At 70.3% G+C, this 16,333-nt stretch carries 15 protein-coding genes; 5 read left to right on the top strand and 10 right to left on the bottom strand.

Features of this window, described 5'->3' with window-relative positions; translation table 11 throughout:
* Window positions 1–29 precede the first annotated feature (29 nt).
* Window positions 30–377 carry a cupin domain-containing protein gene (locus NF556_RS14175; protein ID WP_252591563.1) on the top strand — a complete coding sequence of 116 codons (348 nt, stop codon included), beginning with the start codon at window positions 30–32 and terminating at the stop codon, window positions 375–377.
* Window positions 370–1,497 (top strand): adenosine deaminase, encoded by a 1,128-nt coding sequence (locus NF556_RS14170; RefSeq protein WP_252591562.1) that lies wholly within the window; start codon window positions 370–372, stop codon window positions 1,495–1,497. The genes NF556_RS14175 and NF556_RS14170 overlap by 8 nt, the downstream gene beginning before the upstream one ends.
* Window positions 1,498–1,703: 206 nt before the next feature.
* Here NF556_RS14170 and NF556_RS14165 read toward each other — a convergent pair whose 3' ends face one another.
* Window positions 1,704–2,519, bottom strand: a complete 816-nt coding sequence (locus NF556_RS14165; protein ID WP_252591561.1) for an RDD family protein — start codon at window positions 2,517–2,519, stop codon at window positions 1,704–1,706.
* A 33-nt stretch (window positions 2,520–2,552) separates the two neighbouring features.
* On the opposite strand from NF556_RS14165, the gene NF556_RS14160 reads away from it, so the two are divergent.
* Both NF556_RS14160 and NF556_RS14155 read left to right on the top strand, forming a co-directional pair.
* Window positions 2,553–3,548, top strand: a complete 996-nt coding sequence (locus NF556_RS14160) for a stage II sporulation protein M (protein ID WP_252591560.1) — start codon at window positions 2,553–2,555, stop codon at window positions 3,546–3,548.
* A gap of 107 nt (window positions 3,549–3,655) precedes the next feature.
* Entirely contained in the window at window positions 3,656–4,210 is a 555-nt protein-coding gene (locus NF556_RS14155) for a P-loop NTPase family protein (protein ID WP_252591559.1), read from the top strand.
* A 143-nt stretch (window positions 4,211–4,353) separates the two neighbouring features.
* Here NF556_RS14155 and NF556_RS14150 read toward each other — a convergent pair whose 3' ends face one another.
* The 8 genes from NF556_RS14150 to NF556_RS14115 all read right to left on the bottom strand — a co-directional run bounded on the left by NF556_RS14150 (window position 4,354) and on the right by NF556_RS14115 (window position 13,910).
* Window positions 4,354–5,577 carry a serine hydrolase domain-containing protein gene (locus NF556_RS14150; protein ID WP_252591558.1) on the bottom strand — a complete coding sequence of 408 codons (1,224 nt, stop codon included), beginning with the start codon at window positions 5,575–5,577 and terminating at the stop codon, window positions 4,354–4,356.
* Window positions 5,578–5,692: 115 nt separating this feature from the next.
* Complete coding sequence (locus NF556_RS14145) at window positions 5,693–7,591, bottom strand: potassium transporter Kup (RefSeq protein WP_252591557.1); 1,899 nt, start codon at window positions 7,589–7,591, stop codon at window positions 5,693–5,695.
* A 78-nt stretch (window positions 7,592–7,669) separates the two neighbouring features.
* A complete protein-coding gene (locus NF556_RS14140) occupies window positions 7,670–8,965 on the bottom strand; it encodes a DUF58 domain-containing protein (protein WP_252591556.1) in 1,296 nt (431 codons plus the stop codon).
* Window positions 8,966–9,043: 78 nt separating this feature from the next.
* Complete coding sequence (locus tag NF556_RS14135; RefSeq protein ID WP_252591555.1) at window positions 9,044–10,051, bottom strand: AAA family ATPase; 1,008 nt, start codon at window positions 10,049–10,051, stop codon at window positions 9,044–9,046.
* A complete protein-coding gene (locus NF556_RS14130; RefSeq protein WP_252591554.1) occupies window positions 10,051–11,217 on the bottom strand; it encodes a DUF4350 domain-containing protein in 1,167 nt (388 codons plus the stop codon). The genes NF556_RS14135 and NF556_RS14130 overlap by 1 nt, the downstream gene beginning before the upstream one ends.
* A complete protein-coding gene (locus tag NF556_RS14125) occupies window positions 11,214–11,825 on the bottom strand; it encodes a DUF4129 domain-containing protein (RefSeq protein ID WP_252591553.1) in 612 nt (203 codons plus the stop codon). Before NF556_RS14125 ends, NF556_RS14130 begins: the two co-directional genes overlap by 4 nt.
* A 2-nt stretch (window positions 11,826–11,827) precedes the next feature.
* Window positions 11,828–13,270: a DUF7847 domain-containing protein gene (locus tag NF556_RS14120; RefSeq protein ID WP_252591552.1), complete on the bottom strand. Its 1,443-nt coding sequence runs from the start codon at window positions 13,268–13,270 to the stop codon at window positions 11,828–11,830.
* Complete coding sequence (locus NF556_RS14115; RefSeq protein ID WP_252591551.1) at window positions 13,254–13,910, bottom strand: uridine kinase family protein; 657 nt, start codon at window positions 13,908–13,910, stop codon at window positions 13,254–13,256. Before NF556_RS14115 ends, NF556_RS14120 begins: the two co-directional genes overlap by 17 nt.
* Before the next feature lie 83 nt (window positions 13,911–13,993).
* On the opposite strand from NF556_RS14115, the gene NF556_RS14110 reads away from it, so the two are divergent.
* Window positions 13,994–14,584: a hypothetical protein gene (locus NF556_RS14110; protein WP_252591550.1), complete on the top strand. Its 591-nt coding sequence runs from the start codon at window positions 13,994–13,996 to the stop codon at window positions 14,582–14,584.
* A 77-nt stretch (window positions 14,585–14,661) separates the two neighbouring features.
* On the opposite strand, the gene NF556_RS14105 is transcribed toward NF556_RS14110, so the two are convergent.
* Window positions 14,662–16,332 (bottom strand): phospho-sugar mutase, encoded by a 1,671-nt coding sequence (locus NF556_RS14105; RefSeq protein WP_252591549.1) that lies wholly within the window; start codon window positions 16,330–16,332, stop codon window positions 14,662–14,664.
* Window position 16,333 lies beyond the last annotated feature (1 nt).

Genomic DNA, 16,333 nt, shown 5'->3' with positions numbered 1-16,333 from the left:
CGGGCGGCCCGGACCTCTAGGATCAGCGCATGGCAGAGCACCTAGAACCGGTCCGCATCCCCGTCCCCGGCGGCAAGATCATCGAGGAGTTGGCCGGTCGGGCCTCGACCGGCCACAACAACTACTCGGTGGCCCGCATGAGCGCCCCCGCCGGGTGGGACGAGCCGGCGCAGGTCCCCGTCTTCGACGAGGTCACCTATGTCATTGCCGGGGAGATCCTGGTCCACACCGGTGGCGACACCGAGACGGTCGCCGCCGGCCAGGCGATCCTGACCCGGGCCGGCGAGCGTGTGCGCTACGAGGCCGGGCCCGAGGGCGCGGACTACCTCGCGGTATGCGTTCCCGCCTTCTCCGAGGAAGGGGCCAACCGTGCCTGAGTCCCTCACCCCCGAGCTCATCAAGACTGCTCCCAAGGCACTGCTGCACGACCACCTCGATGGTGGTCTGCGGCCGGCGACGATCCTGGAGCTCTCCGAGCAGATCGGGCACGAGCTGCCCGCGGACACCGTCGAGGGACTCGGTGCCTGGTTCGCCGAGAGCGCCGACTCCGGCTCGCTGGTGCGTTACCTGGAGACCTTCGACCACACCATCGCCGTGATGCAGACCGCTGAGGGGCTGGCCCGGGTGGCCCGGGAGTGCGTCGAGGACCTGGCGGCCGATGGCGTGGTCTATGCCGAGTCGCGCTACGCGCCCGAACAGCACCTCGCCGGCGGCCTGAGTCTGGATGAGGTCGTCACTGCAGTGGAGGACGGCATCCGCGAGGGCGAGGCGCTCGCCGCGGAGGCCGGGCGGCCCATCCGGGTCGACACGCTGGTGACCGCGATGCGGCACGCCGCCAAGTCCCGCGAGATCGCCGAGTTGGCCGTGCGTCACCGGGATGCCGGCGTCACCGGGTTCGACATCGCGGGTGCCGAGGCGGGCTTCCCACCCACCCGGCACCTGGACGCCTTTGAATACCTGCGCCGGGAGAACTTCCACTTCACCATCCACGCGGGGGAGGCCTTCGGCCTGCCGTCGATCTGGGAGGCGATCCAGTGGTGCGGCGCCGAGCGCCTGGGTCACGGCGTGCGCATCGTCGATGACCTCACTCTCGATGGGGTTCCGGTGACCGAAATCGAGACCCCGTATGCCGACTGGTCACCCGAGCAGGTCTCGGCCGTCCAACTCGGCCGGCTGGCGGCCTACGTGCGGGACCGCCGGATCCCCCTGGAGATGTGCCCCTCGTCCAACCTGCAGACCGGTGCGGCCCCCTCGATCGCCGCGCACCCGATCACGCTGCTGGACCGGTTGCGGTTCCGCGTGACGCTCAACACCGACAACCGGCTGATGAGTGGCACGTCGATGTCGCGGGAGATGGAACTGCTGGTCGCCGAGGCAGGCTGGGGTCTGCGCCACCTGCGGCGGGTCTCGGTGAACGCGATGAAATCCGCCTTCCTGCCCTTCGACCAGCGCCTGGAGATCATCGAGAACAAGATCAAGCCGTTCTACGACGACTGACCTATGACGAATGACGTCTGAGACGAGCACCGTCGGGTGGGTCAGGCGTGCACCCGGACAGGCAACGTCGCGGGCTCGGCCCTGTGGCAACGCACTGACCTGCGTGTTTGCGATTGGGTGTCCGACGTCGCCGGTTTGGCTGCACGGGGGGTCAGCCGGTGAGGGCCACGGACTCAGCGGGGCAGCGGTTGGCCGGGCCAGCGGACTCAGCGGGAGAGCGGGTCCGGGCCGAGCACCCGGGCGCGCAGGCGGTCGTCGCGCTCCAGCTTGATCATGTCGCGGCGGCGCCGCTCGGCCATGACCGCCGACATCACCGCCTCGGGATGGGCCTGGACGGGTGGCGGCGGTGAGACATAGGGCATCAGGTCGGCGAAGAGTGAGGACCCGGTGGCCGCGCGGCTGGGCGGTGTGAGCTCGTGACGGCGGGAGAGGAACTGGCGGACCGCCACGGCCAGGCCGTCCGGGATCACACCGATGTCGGTGCTGATCGCCCAGGGCGCGAGCTCTGCCGGCATCTCGGGGGGTGGGGGGAGCTCCAACCGGACCCGCTCGCGCACGACATAGGTGCCGGCCAGGAAATCACCGAGTCGCTTGGCCTTCTCGTTGGAGGCCGCGATCAGCAACGCGAGGCCACCGCCGGTCAGCCAGACCTCGAACCAGGTGGTCAGGCCCCGGATCAGGGCGTGCCGGAAGCCGATGGGGCCGGTGTCGTCCCGGACGGTGCGCAGACCGAAGATCAGTTTGCCGAGGGTGCGGCCCTGGCTGAGGGTCTCGCTGGCCACGGGCACCGCGACCAGTGACCCGACCAGCAGCGCGATGACCATCGCCTGGACCAGCGCCATGTCCTCGCCCACCAGGCTCCAGGGGGAGACCCAGAAGGCGAACAGCAGCACGATGACCACGACAGCCAGGTCGATCGCCCCCGAGGCCATGCGCATCGGCAGGCTGGCAGCGGGCAGGTCGATTTCGACGGCCTCGGAGGTGACGAAGCGGTCGGTCTCAAAAATGCCCCGGGTTGCCATGGTGGCGCCAGACTACTGACCTATCCTGACCTGGTGGACCTTGACGCACTGGTGACGCGGCGACGCCCGGGGTGGGACCGCCTCGCCGCGCTGTCCAAGCAGCGCCGTCTCAGTGGTGTGGAGTCCGACGAGTTGCTGGACGGCTATCAGCGGGTGGCCACCGATCTGTCGACCGTGCGCTCCACGGCGCCGGACCCGTCACTGGTCACGCACCTGTCCGGCCTGCTGGCGGGGGCACGGCTGAAGTCCTCGGGCACGCGCACCTTCTCCTGGTCGATGGTGGGCCGCTTCTTTGTCGAGGACTTCCCGGCGGCGCTGTATCGGTTGCGGCGCTGGTGGATCCTGACGGCGCTGATCAACGTGGTGGTGGGGTTTGCGCTGGGGACCTGGCTCTACTACAACCCCGTTGTCGAGAACACCCTGATCTCGCCGGCGGAGGTCGCCCAGCTGGTGGAGAGCGACTTCGCGTCCTACTACTCGGAGAACGCCGCCAGCAGTTTCGCCACGCAGGTGTGGGTCAACAACGTGTGGGTCGCGGCGCAGTGCATCGTCTTCGGGGTGCTCGGGCTGCCGGTGATCTATGTCCTCTGGCAGAACGTGGCCAACGTCGCGGTGACCGGCTCACTGATGCACCAGCACGGCCGGGCCGACGTCTTCTGGGGCCTGATCACCCCGCACGGGCTGCTCGAGCTGACGGCCGTGTTCGTCGCGGGGGGCGTTGGGCTGCGGCTGTTCTGGGCGTGGGTGGCCCCCGGGGCGCGGACCCGCCTGTCCAACCTCGCGCACGAGGGGCGCACGGCCGCGGGTGTCTCCCTCGGGCTGATCGTCGTCCTGCTGGTGTCGGGTCTGATCGAGGCCTTTGTCACGCCCTCCCCGCTGCCGACCTGGGCCCGAGTCGGCATCGGAGTCCTAGCCCTGGGCCTGTTCGTGCTGTATGTCTTCACGCTCGGGCGCTCCGCAGTGCGCCGGGGCATCACTGGTGATGTGGACGAGTCGCTCGTGGAGCAGTCGGCGCCCACCGCGGGTTGAGTCGTCACAGACGCCGGCTCGTGAGTGCACTCACCGCCCCGCTGGGGTCGCTGCACGCACTCACGGCACGAGCGGATCGGGCTCGATCGGGGTCCTAGACTCGTGCGGTGCTCACCGCCGACGACCCCCTCGTGGCGCCGCCGCGACGGATCCTCGTGGCCGGGGTCAGCGGGAGCGGCAAGACCACCCTGGCTGGGCGCATCGGTGTGGCCCTCGGTGTCCCGCACACCGAGCTCGACGGTCTGCACCACGGGCCCAGCTGGACACCTCGCCCGGAGTTCCTCGGCGACGTCGCGGAGCTGGCCTCGGGTGGGATGTGGGTCACGGAGTGGCAGTATGCCGAGGCTCGGCCGATCCTCACGGCCCGGGCTGACCTTCTGGTCTGGTTGGATCTGCCCTTTCCGATCACGCTGGGCCGGTTGACGCGACGCACCGCCCGGCGGCGGCTGCGGCGCGAGGTGCTCTGGAACGGCAACGTGGAGCCCCCGCTGTGGACCGTGCTCACCGACCGGGAGCATGTGGTCCGGTGGGCGATCCGAGGGCGCAACAAACTCCGGGCCAGGGTGCCGGCGACCGAGGCGCAACACCCGCACCTGACGGTGGTGCGGCTCAGCTCCCCGGCGGGCGTGGAGCGCTGGCTGCGTGGCCTGGCCGAGCTGTAGCTCAGCCCCGGACCGGTGCCGGACCCGACCGAGGCTGCTCAGTCAGGCAGTGGAGTCTTTGAGGCGATCTTGTCTCAAAGATAGAGACATAAGGACATGGCGAAACTGTTCGAACCCTCGGCTGAGCCGAGCCCCGCCGCAGGTCAGTCGTCGAGTGGCACCTGCGCGGCCAGGACCGACCAGAACGACTCCGTCACGGCTGGTGGGGTCGGGGACATCCAGGACTGGTTGGTGAGCAGGACCGCAGAGAGTCCGCGTGCGGTGTCATTGCGCCACGCCGATCCGAGGCCACCGTCCCAGCCATAACTGCCGACGACGCTCGAGGTCGGGTCACCGAGGGCCACCCCGACGCCAAGACCCCACCCGGTGCTGCCATCGGGTGACGGGCCGCCAGCGCGCAGTTGATCCGTGGAGAGCTGGTTGGTGGTCATCGCCTCGACCCTCTCGCTGGAGAGGACGTGGGTGCTGCCCACCGATCCACCGTCGCGCAGCATGGCCGCAAACGTCAGATAGTCCTTGGCTGTCGACACGAGCCCTGCGTCCCCGCCCTCGAACGGGGGAGGGCTGCTCCACTGACCGTCCGCCGGGTCGAACAGGTCGAGCTGACCGGCGGGCGTGCCGTCCGGATCTGCGGCGTTGAAGCACGGACCCCACCGACCCAGCGACGGGGCAGGCACCGAAAAGCGGGTGTCCGGCATGCCGAGCGGATCGAGGACCTGCCGGTGCAGCACGTCACCCAGGGACACCCCGGTGACCCGGGAGAGCAGGACCCCGAGCAGCTCGGCGCCGGTGTTGTAGAGCCAGCGCTCCCCGGGTTGGCACCGCAGGGGCACACTGCCCAGGGCAGCAAGCCACTCATCGGCAGGCAGGTGCCGCTGCGGGGCCGGTGGTCCCATCCCGAGACCGAGGGTGGCCAGCTGGTCGTCCAGGGGGTTCGGCGCACCCATCGTGGCGAAGTCCATGCCGTGCCCGAGGCGGAAGGTCAGCAGGTCCTCGACCGTGATAGCCCGGCGTGCTGGCACGGTCTCCGTGAGCGGGCTGTCGGGGCGGACCAGGGCCCGTGGATCCGCGAGCTCGGGCAGCAGGTCCGCGACCGGCTGGTCCAGGGCCAGCTGCCCATCCTCGATCAAGGTCAGGGCAGCCACCGCCGTCACCGGCTTGGTCAGGGAGCTGATCCGATAGATCGTGTCCTCCGCGACCGGCAAGGTGGCGTCCAGGTCACGGTGCCCGAGAGCCCTGATCAGGCGCTCGCCGCCGAGGTCGACTCCCCAGGTCAGTCCTGGTGGACCGCCGTCGCGCACGAGGGGCGTCAGGGCAGCGTCCACGGCCGCGGCCACACGCTCAAGGGCGGGAGTTGTTGGTGCCATGGCTAGACAGACCATCCCTGGCGCCAGAACTCACTGCGATCGGGCGGTCAGCAACTCCCGGTGAGCGATGGGCAGGAAGGTCTCCATGCTCACCACTGTGTCAGAGGGAGCCGGGTCAGAAGTTGACGCGGGCGCCGGTGATCACGGTCTGGGCGACCGGCAGGCGGAAGTACTCCGTGGGGTCGGCCGCGTTGCGGGCGAGCGCCACAAACACCCGCTTGCGGACGGGCCCCATGCCGGGGCGGTCGCTGGGGCGCAGGGCAATCCGGGACAGGAAATAGGTCGCTTTGTCCAGGTCGATCCCCAGTCCCTCATCGCGCGCCACGGCCAGCCCGGCGGGCACGTCCTGGTGGTCGGAGAAGCCATAGCGCAGCGTGATGTGGGTGATGTGGTCGTAGGGGTCGCCCAGGTCGTCAACGATCACCCGCTCGTCGTCGGGGACGTGGGGGACGTTGAGACTCTGCGTGGACACGATGAAGACGTCATCGTGCACGACATGGTTGAACTGGACGTTCTCGCGCAGTGCCAGCGGTGTGGTCGCCTTGCTGGGGTGCAGGAAGATCGCGGTCCCTGGCACGCGCAGGATCTTGGAGTCGTCGTGGATCTGCTCCAGGAAGTCGACCAGCGGCCCCTCCAGCTTCTCCCGCCGGGCGGTGACCAGCTCCCGGCCCCGGGACCAGGTCGACATCAGGGTGGCCACGCCGAGGGCCACCGCCAGGGGCAGCCAGCCACCGTGCAGCACCTTGGCGATGTTGGCCGAGAAGTAGGCGACCTCCAGGACGCTGAAGGCGGCCACGAACAGGGCGACCTGGGGCCAGCGCCACCGGAGGGCCGTGACGGCATACACACAGAACAGGGTCGAGGTGAGCATCAGGTCAGTGGTCACTGCCACGCCGTATGCCGTCGCGAGCCTCTCGGAGCTGCGGAAGATCAGCAGCAGGCCGAGCACCCCGGCGAAGAGCAGCCAGTTGACGCTGGGGATGTAGATCTGCCCGCCCTCCTGATCGCTGGTCTGTCGGACGGTCAGGCGGGGCAGGAAGCCGAGACGTTCGGCCTGGCGGGCCACGGAGAAGGCGCCGGAGATGACGGCCTGGCTGGCGATGATCGTGGCCATGGTGGCCAGCACCACCAACGGCAGTTGCGCCCAGTCCGGCGCGAGGTGGAAGAACGGGCTGGCGATCTCGTGGGTGTCGCGCATGATCAGTTGGGCCTGGCCGAGGTAGTTCAGCGTCAGGCACGGGAAGGCCAGCGCGAACCAGGCCCACATGATCGGCACCCGGCCGAAGTGACCCAGGTCGGCATAGAGCGCCTCGGCGCCGGTGATGGCCAGGACGCTGGCGCCCATCGCCACGAAGGCGACGCCCGGGTTGCGCACGAAGAAGGTGACGGCGTGGTGCGGTGACAGGGCCGTCAGCACGGCCGGGTCGGCGACCACGTGGACCAGGCCGAGGACGCCGAGGGTGAGGAACCACAGCACCATGACCGGTCCGAACAGGGGGCCGACGCGGTGGGTCCCGAACCGCTGGACGGCGAACAACAGGGCGATCACGGTGGCCGCGATCGGCACGACCAGACGCTCGGTGCCGGGCACGGCAATGTCGAGGCCCTCGACCGCGGAAAGCACCGAGATCGCGGGGGTGATCAGGCTGTCCCCGAAGAAGAGCGAGCCACCGAAGACGCCGAGAATGAGGATGAGGGCGTGGGCTCTGCTGCCGACCCGGACGCGGCGAGCGGCCAGGTGGGCCAGCGCCATGACACCGCCCTCGCCGTCGTTGTCGGCGCGCAGGATGAAGCCCAGGTACTTGGCCGAGACGATCAGGGTGATCGACCAGAACACGAGGGAGACGACCCCGAAGACGTTGGCCGTGGTCGGTTGGACGATCCCGTCATCGAGGGCGAAGACGGTCTGGAGGGCATAGAGGGGGCTGGTGCCGATGTCGCCGAAGACGACACCGAGGGCGCCCAGCATCAGGGAGGCGGTCGCGCCACGACCAGCCCTGCCGGCAGTTGTCACGAAGCAGGATCGTACGCCTGGATCTGCGATCTCCAGCTTCTTGTCGCAGTCTCGTCCCGGCGCGCACGCCGACGAGCCTCAGAGCAGGCCCTGGGCCTTCAGCGCCAGGTAGTGATCCGCCAGTTGCGGTGGCAGCTGCTCTGGATCGGCCTCGATCACGTGCACGCCCATGCGCTCGAGGGCATCTGCTGTGCGCTGACGCAGGGAGACTGTCCGCTCGGCCGCTGCAGCGTCATAGACGGCCTCGAGATCACCGAGGTCAGCGCGCATGCGACCGAGCTCGGGGTCGGCGACGGATGCGACGACCACCCGGTGGTGGGCGGTCAGGGCGGGCAGGACCGGGAGCAGCCCCTCCTCGATGGCGGCCGGCTCGAGGGCCGTGAGCAGCACCACCAGCGCTCGCCGACGGGTCAACCCGGTGACCTTGCCCGCCAACATCGTCCAGTCGGCCTCGACCAGCACGGGCTCGATCGGCGCCATCGTGGTGACCAGCTGGTGCAGCAGCGCCTTGCGGTCAGTGTTGGGAGCAACGCGTCCCCGGACCCGCCGGTCACCGGCGATCAGATCGATCCGGTCACCAGCCCGGGAGGCGAGGGCGGCCAGCAGCAGGGCGGCGTCCATCGCGGCATCCAGGCGTGGCTGGTCGTCGATCCTGGCAGCGCTGGTGCGGGAGGTGTCCAGCACCAGGATCACCCGCCGGTCCCGCTCCGGCTGCCAGGTGCGCACCACGACATGCTGTCGGCGGGCCGTGGCGCGCCAGTCGATCGAGCGCACGTCATCGCCCTCGACATAGTCCCGCAGCGAGTCGAACTCCGTGCCCTGTCCGCGGGTCCGCACCGCCGAGCGGCCGTCGAGCTGGCGCAGCTGAGCCAGCCGGCTCGGCAGGTGCTTGCGGGAGTGGAACGGTGGCAGCGCCCGCACCGACCCCGGCACCCGCACCGACCGCTGGCGCGCGGCGATCCCCAACGGACCCCACACGCGCACGGTCACCCGGTCGGTCCGACGATCGCCCCGGCGGGTCGGCAGGAGCTGGGTGGTCATCCGTCGGCGCTCGCCACCAGGCACGGCGAGGGTATGCCGATCGGTCGCCGCCCCCGCCGACGGCACCCAGGCGTCACGCACCTGACCGCGCATGCGGCGCCGGGTCGGGTTGGTGACCGTCAGGGTCGAGGTGGCGGGCTCGCCCAGGCGCACCTGCTGGTCCGGCGAGCGAGACCAGCCCAACTTCTGTGGGGAGGGTGCCAGCAGCAGGTCCAGACCGATGATGACCAGGCACGCGAGCAGCCACCAGCGGACCGTCGACAGGGACGGCCACTGCAGGATCGGCACCAGCCCCAGCAGGACCAGCACCACTGCTCGCCAGCTCAGCGCCATCGGGTCGCCTCGCTGGGGGAGGGGAGCACCGTCATGGGGCGACCTGGGTGGGAGACGTGCGCAACGGCATACGGGGCCTCAGCGGGGGACCGGCACGGAGTTCAGGGCACTGTCCAGCACCGAGGTGACCGACACACCCTCGAGCTCGGCCTCCGGGCGCAGCGCGAGCCGGTGGCCGAGGGTGCCGTGCGCCAGTGCCTTGACATCATCGGGCGTCACGAACGAGCGCCCGTTGAGCCAGGCCCAGGCCCGGCTGGTGCTCATCAGCGCCGTGGCGCCACGCGGGCTGACGCCCAGCTGCAGCGAGGGCGACTGCCGGGTCGCCCGCGCGATGTCGACGATGTAGGCGATGATCTCCGGCGCCACCTGCACGGTGCGCAGCGCCGCCGAGCCGGCGCGCAGGTCGGCCGGTCCGGCCACCGGACGGACACCGGCCCCGGCGAGGTCACGGGGGTTGAAGCCTGCGGCGTGGCGGTGCAGCACCTGCATCTCGTCCTCGCGCGGCGGGATCGGCAGCACCACCTTGAGCAGGAAGCGGTCGAGCTGTGCCTCGGGCAGCGGATAGGTGCCCTCATACTCCACCGGGTTCTGGGTCGCGGCGACCAGGAACGGGTCGGGCAGCTGCCGCCCAGTCCCATCGACGGTGACCTGCCGCTCCTCCATCGCCTCCAGCAGCGAGGACTGGGTCTTGGGCGGGGTCCGGTTGATCTCGTCGGCGAGCAGCAGGTTGGTGAAGACCGGCCCCTCGCGGAACTCGAAGTCGCTGGTGCGCGAGTCATAGACCAGCGAGCCGGTGACGTCGCCGGGCATCAGGTCGGGCGTGAACTGCACCCGTTTGGTGTCCACGTCCAGCGCCGCGGCCAGCGTGCGCACCATCAGCGTCTTGGCGACGCCGGGCACCCCCTCGAGCAGGATGTGGCCGCGGGCCAGCAGCGCCACGATCAGTCCGGTGACGGCCTGGTCCTGCCCGACCAGGGCCTTGCTCACCTCGGTGCGGACCCGTTGCAGGGCGTCGCGGGCCTGTTCCTGGGAACGCGGCTCCTGCCCCGCACCCCCGGCCCGGCCCAGCTCGTCGTTCGTCGTCATCAGCCGATCATCCCTTCCTCGAGGGACCGCACCTCGCGGGCGATCCGGACCAGTGTCTCGTCGTCGGGCGCGCTGGCGTCGACCAGCAGCCGGTGGAGCTCATCGGTATGCCGACCGGTCGCCTCCGCGACGGCCCGCACGATCTGTTCTGGCTGGGCGTGCTTGGTCAGACCCACACGCGCCGCCAGGCGGCGCCGCGCCGCCAGTTGCAGGGCGGCCAGGGCCCGGTCGCGGTCCTGGGCGCGGCGGTACATCCGGCTGCGGCTCTGCGTGGTCTCGACCGATCGGATGATGGCCGGCAGCGGTTCGGTGACCACGGGTCCGAGCCGGCGGCCCCGCCAGATCATGGTGGCCAGCAGGGCCAGCACGAGCAGCACCACGGACGGCACGAAGGCGTCGGGGAGCACGTCGATCAGCGACTGGGGAGCGGTGTCCCCGGCGTCGGAGATAGCCGGGATATACCAGACCAGGTGTGGGTGGGCCCCGAGCAGTCGCAGTCCTGCGGCGGCGTTGGCGTCATCGGTGATGTGCTGGTTGGTCAGGGAGGTGGCGATGCCGGCCACGACCGTGTCGGGCCGCTCGCCGGTGGCGGGCAACTCGATGACGAAGCCCGACTGGGCGCCGCCGGCGTTGTAGCCGGGCGTGGGCGGGAAGCACGTCTCGTCGCCGTCGCTGTTGCTGGTCATCTCGACCAGTCGGTTGGCCCCGCTGATCTCGTCGCCGTCGCGCCAGGTCAGCAGGCTCGCCTCGCAGTGTGGTGCGGCCGCGCCGACCTGGGCATAGTTGCCACCCTCGACCGGCAGGTCGAGGACCGCTCCGGTGTTGGACTCCGGGCTGAGGACGACCACCCGACCGGCACCCTCGGCATACGCACTGATCTGCTCCCCGGCGTCCTCGCCGATCAGGGCCGTGCCAGCCACCAACACCGTCGTGTCGGAGGAGACCGTCGTGCCGAGCAGTTGCGGCAGCCCCCGAGCCACGGTGACGTCGACGCCCTCCTGCTCGAGCACGCGGGCCAGGGCCTGCATGCCGTTGTCCTCAGGATTGTCCGGGTCAAACGGCAACTCGTTGGCGGTGCGCATGCCCCCCAGGACAGCTGCACCGATCCCGATCAGGAGGACGACCAGGCCCCACAGTGCGAGGCGGCGCCCCGTCCGGGCGGTCACCCGGCAACCCTGACGGGCCGGGCCTTGGCGAGCACGCGGTCCAGCTCGCGGACTCGCTCGGCCTGGTGCTGGGTGGCGTGCTGGTCGCCATAGCAGACAGCGTCGAAGGTGTCGGCCGCGCTCAGTAGGTCGCTGGCCCGGTCAGGAAACGGGTCGCGCAGGGCGACGGCGATCTCGTGCGCCGTGGTGCCCGGGAGTTCATCGAGCAGGGCGCGCTCGTCGGTGGCGGCAGCGATCGCACGATAGGAGTCGAGCAGGACCGCGTCCCAGTTGCCGGCCCGGGCGGCAGCGGCGGCACGGGCCCGGTAGTCGTCCGCGCTGAGCCCGGCCTCCGCCAGCACCGGTCCGGTGTCCGGCGAGGTGAGCCTGCGCGAGCGACGGCTGCCGCGGATCGCGAAGAAGATGGCCACCGCGACGATGGCGATGACCATGCCCAGGATCAGGGTGGAGAGCCCGCTGGACCCGGGGATGATCTCGATCAGGCCGCTGATCCGCTCCAGGAACCAGTTCAGGGCCTTGGCGATGAACGACTCGGGCCGGTTGTAGTCAGCGGTGGACAGCTCGCGCTCCAACAGCTCGCGGGCCTGGTCCCGGTCGGGGTCCAGCACGCTCAGCTCCGTCGCGCGGCGGCGCGCTCCTGAGCGGCGCGGACCAGACCGACGTCGAGACCCTCGCGGCGCATGCGCTGGTCGAGATAGAGCAGGGCGGCGACTCCGGCCGTGAAGGGCGTGACGATGGCACCGATCAGGAAGGTGCTGGCGTGGTCGACAACAACCTGCAGATAGAACTGGGTGCTGATGTCACCGGAGACCAGTCCGATCACCAGACCGATCAGCAGCCCCAGGATGCTCGCGATGATGGTGGCGAAGATCATGGACAGGATGCCCGCCAGGAGGCTGATGCCGAGCACGCGCCAGGCCGCCTTGCCCTCGGTGAGCGCCCACGAGCGTTTGATCCCGCCGATGGGTCCGGCCTTTTCCAGGACGACGGCCGCGGCGCCGAGGGACAGCCGGGCATAGAGCCACATGAACAGCGGGATGATGCCGATGAAGGCGATGCCGACCAGGATCAGACCGACTGGGCCGAGGAGGGCACCGAACGCCACCATGGCCAGGATCACGCCCAGCATGAGGACGAACATGATCAGGAAGGACAGGATCGAGATGCCGATCAGCGCCGGGATGCGTCCCTTGACCGCGCTCCAGGTCTGACCGATGCCCACCCGGTCACCCAGCGCGGCCTCGCTGACCACATAGATCACGAACCCGCTTAGCGCCAGGGTGGCCAGCGAGTTGAGCAGGGTGGGCACGATCCCCGCGATCGCGAGGGCGTCGATCATGTTCAGGTCGGGGAACAGGGTCGGGATGAACATCGAGATGGCCAGTGAGGGCACCATGAGCACGGCGAGCACGAGCACCGCCATGCCGATTGTGGCCTCGGGGTTGCGCCGCATCGTCTTCAGCGCGCCCTCGAACATGTCCCCGAGGCGCAGGGGACGCAGGGGAATGACGCCGGGCTGGTGCATGTGCACCAGGTCCTCGGGCGGCATGGTGTGCCACTGCCCGGGCTGGCCGTAGGTCGGCGGTGGCACGCCCGGGCCAAAGCCCTGTTGATAGCCCTGCCCGTAGGCGGGAGGCGGTGCCTGGCCGTAGCCCTGTCCGTAGTTGGGCGGTGGCGCCTGACCCTGGCCGTAGCCCTGTCCGTAGTTGGGCGGTGGTGCCTGGCCGTAGCCCTGTCCGTAGTTGGGCGGTGGTGCCTGGCCGTAGCCCTGCCCATAGGTGGGAGGTGGTGCCTGCCCGTAGGACGGAGGTGCAGGCGGCCCCTGGGGTGGTGGCGGCACCTGGCCCGCCCCGTCGGGGGCGGCGCTCACCTGGTCGGCGTCCGCCGAGATGGCATCGGGGGAGGTGGCGTCGGAGGATGCGGCGTCGCCAGCGTCACTCTCGTCGCCTGTGCTCGAGTCGACATAGCGACCCGGCTGCCAATAGGCGTCATCTCGATCGGAGCCCTCGTCCGGGCCGGATGACCAACGGTTGTCGTCAGGGTGCTGCCCCACGTCGGCGCCCCTCCTGCTCGGTGTGTGCGGTCAGGCGCGGGACCCTCGCCTCGGCCTCGCGGGCGGTCATCGGCTCGGCTCCCAGCGCCTGTTGAGCACCGACGATACCTGGCTCGAGCCGACAGAGCGTCAGTCCCCGCCGCACGAGGGTGAGCGGCGGCTTGCGTCGCTCAGCGAGGTCTCGGATCAGGCGGCGCGCGAATGTCTTGGAGGGGCGGTTGCGGATGCACCAGGCGGCGGCGAGGATGCCCCGAGCCTTCAGCCCCGCGATGGTGTCCGCGGCAAAGATGCCCTCGGCAATCACGATCGGGTGATCGCCCAGCTCCACCTGGTGTGTGCCGGTCGCGCGGGAGGTGGCGATGTCATAGACGGGCACCTCCACGATGCCCTCCCGGCACAGCGTCTCCAGGGCGGTGAGCGCGTCGTCCAACCTCCAGGAGCGCACGTCGTCCCAGTCGGGCAGACCGGCCTGCGGGCTCATCGGCAGGTCTGGGTCGCCCACGTCACGATAGAAGTCGTCGAGCTGCACAACGGGCCAGCCGTGGGCCGCGTGCAGCCTGCGAGCCAGTCGCGACTTGCCGGCGCCGCTGGGTCCGGCGAGCACCAGCACCCGGGCACGGTGGGCGGACTCGGCACTCATGGGGCAGCAGTTTACGTGCCCAGATGACAGGCCCAGGCCACGGGCGCAGCGGCCCAGGCGTGGCGCCCTACACTGGCCGGACCATGGCTGCCCCCGAGTCCCAGACCTATCGCACCCTGCCCGCGCGCATCGTCGGGTGGGTGATCCTGGTGGCCGTGGCGGGCCTGGCCGTGGTGATGGGCTCGGTGGAGGTGCGACTGGGCAACAACCCGCTGTCCCCGGCCGCGTTCCTGGGCGTGGTTGCAGCGATCGTCTGGGTGGTGCTGCTGCGCCCGAGCGTGCGCCTCGAGTCGGACCGGGTGGCGATGAGCAACCTGGTCACCGATGTGGTCGTGCCCTTTGAGCGGTTGGCGGCGGTCAAGCGCCAGTGGGCGCTCGAGCTCATCGACAACGCCGGCACCAAGCACAGCTCGTGGGCCATCCCGGTTCGCCGCGAGCTGCGCCCCCGCAAGGACATTGACAGCTACGCCGAGGCGACGACCAAGGGCAAAGCGCGTGAGGGCAACAACGCAGAGGTCGTCGCGGGCCACGTGGAGAAGCAGTGGCAGCGCTGGAAGCTGGACGGTGGGGTGGCGGAGCCGGGGCAGGGAGTGCACCGCACGTGGGCGCTCGGCGCTCTCGTGCCGCTCGCGGCGGCCATCGTCTTCCTCGTGGTCGTCCTGCTCGTCGGCTGACCCGGGACGGTCCGGATCTCCCCACGTGACATCTCCCCACGTGACATGGGTGGTCCACGCCTTCCTGGGCGAGTGGGTCAGGCGCGGGTGAGTTCCTCCATGGTGGCGCGCACAGCGGCCAACCGGCGGTCCGCCTCGGTGCGAGCCGCGGCCAGATCATCGGTCTCGACCGCGACGATGGCCTCGAGATAGACCTTGAGCTTCGGCTCGGTGCCGCTCGGGCGGGCGATCACCCGGGTGTCGTCAGCGAGCAGATAGCGCAGGCCCTCGGTCGGGGGCAGTCCACCAGCCCCGTCGGCGAGGTCCTCCACTGACGTGACGGCCACACCGCCGAGCTCGGTCGGTGGGGTGGCCCGCAGACGCTCCATCACCGCGCCGATCAGAGCAAGGTCCTCCACCCGCACCGAGAAGGCGTCGGTCTGGTGGACACCGTGTGCCAGGGCCAGGTCGTCCAGCAGGTCGAGCAGCGTGCGTCCCTGCTGCTTCAGGGTCGCGGCCAACTCGGCGACCAGTAGGGCCGCGGTGATGCCGTCCTTGTCGGGCACGGTGCCGGGGTCCACGCAATAGCCCAGGGCTTCCTCATAGCCGAAGCGCAGGCCGGGCACCCGACCGATCCACTTGAAGCCGGTCAGGGTCTCCTCGGCACGCAGACCAGCGGCCTGCGCCATCGCTCCGAGCAGCCGGGAGGACACGATGGAGCGGGCCAGCACCGTGCGCTCACCGGTGGGATCGATGCCGCGGTTGATGAGGTGTTGACCGAGCAGTGCGCCGACCTCGTCGCCGCGCAGCATCCGCCAGTCGCCCCGGTCCTCGACGGCCACGGCGCAGCGGTCGGCGTCGGGGTCGTTGGCCAGGACCAGGTCGGGCTGGACCTTGCGGGCCTGCGCGAGCGCGGCGTCGATCGCTCCGGGCTCCTCGGGGTTCGGGAAGGACACCGTGGGGAACTCCGGGTCCGGAGCCGACTGGGTCAGCACCGCCTGCGGGGCAGGGAAACCGGCCGCCTCAAAGGCAGCCAGGACAGTGTCCGACCCGACGCCGTGCAGCGCAGTGTGCACGATGGACACCTCGCGTGGACTGTCGGGGGAGACGACCGCCGCCGCTGCCGCGACATAGGCCTCGAGCAGCCGGTCGTCCAGCGTCTCCCAGCCGGAGGCCGCCAGCGGCACGTCGGCGGTGCTGGTGACCGCGCTGATGTGCGCCGAGATGTCCGCGTCGGCCGGGGGGACGATCTGGGAGCCGTCACCGAGATAGACCTTGTAGCCGTTGTCCTGGGGAGGGTTGTGACTGGCGGTCACCATCACCCCGGCGTCAGCGCCGAGGTGCCCGATGGCAAAAGCCAGCACGGGGGTCGGCAGCGGCCGGGGCAGCACCAGGGCACGCCCTCCGGCGGCGGTCACCACGGCAGCGGTGTCCCGGGCGAAGACGTCAGAGTTGTGGCGGGCGTCGAAGCCGATGACCACGGTCGGCTGGGGGTCGACCCGTTGCTTCAGGTATGCCGTGAGGCCGGCGGCGGTGCGGATCACCACGACGCGGTTCATCCGGTTGGGACCGGCGCCGAGGGCGCCGCGCAGCCCGGCGGTGCCGAACTCCAGGAAGCCGGAGAACCGGTCGGCCAGGTCGGCCAGGGCAGTCTCGTCGGAGACCCGGGCTGCCTCGAGCAGCGCGCTCAACTCCTTCCGCGTCTGCGGGTCGGGGTCGTCGGTGAGCCAGGCCTCGGCGAGGGGGATGAGGTCGGTGGGTGTCGGCATA

The sequence above is a fragment of the Ornithinimicrobium faecis genome (assembly GCF_023923225.1).
GTDB lineage: Bacteria > Actinomycetota > Actinomycetes > Actinomycetales > Dermatophilaceae > Ornithinicoccus > Ornithinicoccus faecis.
This window is presented reverse-complemented; position numbering and strand designations above follow the sequence as displayed.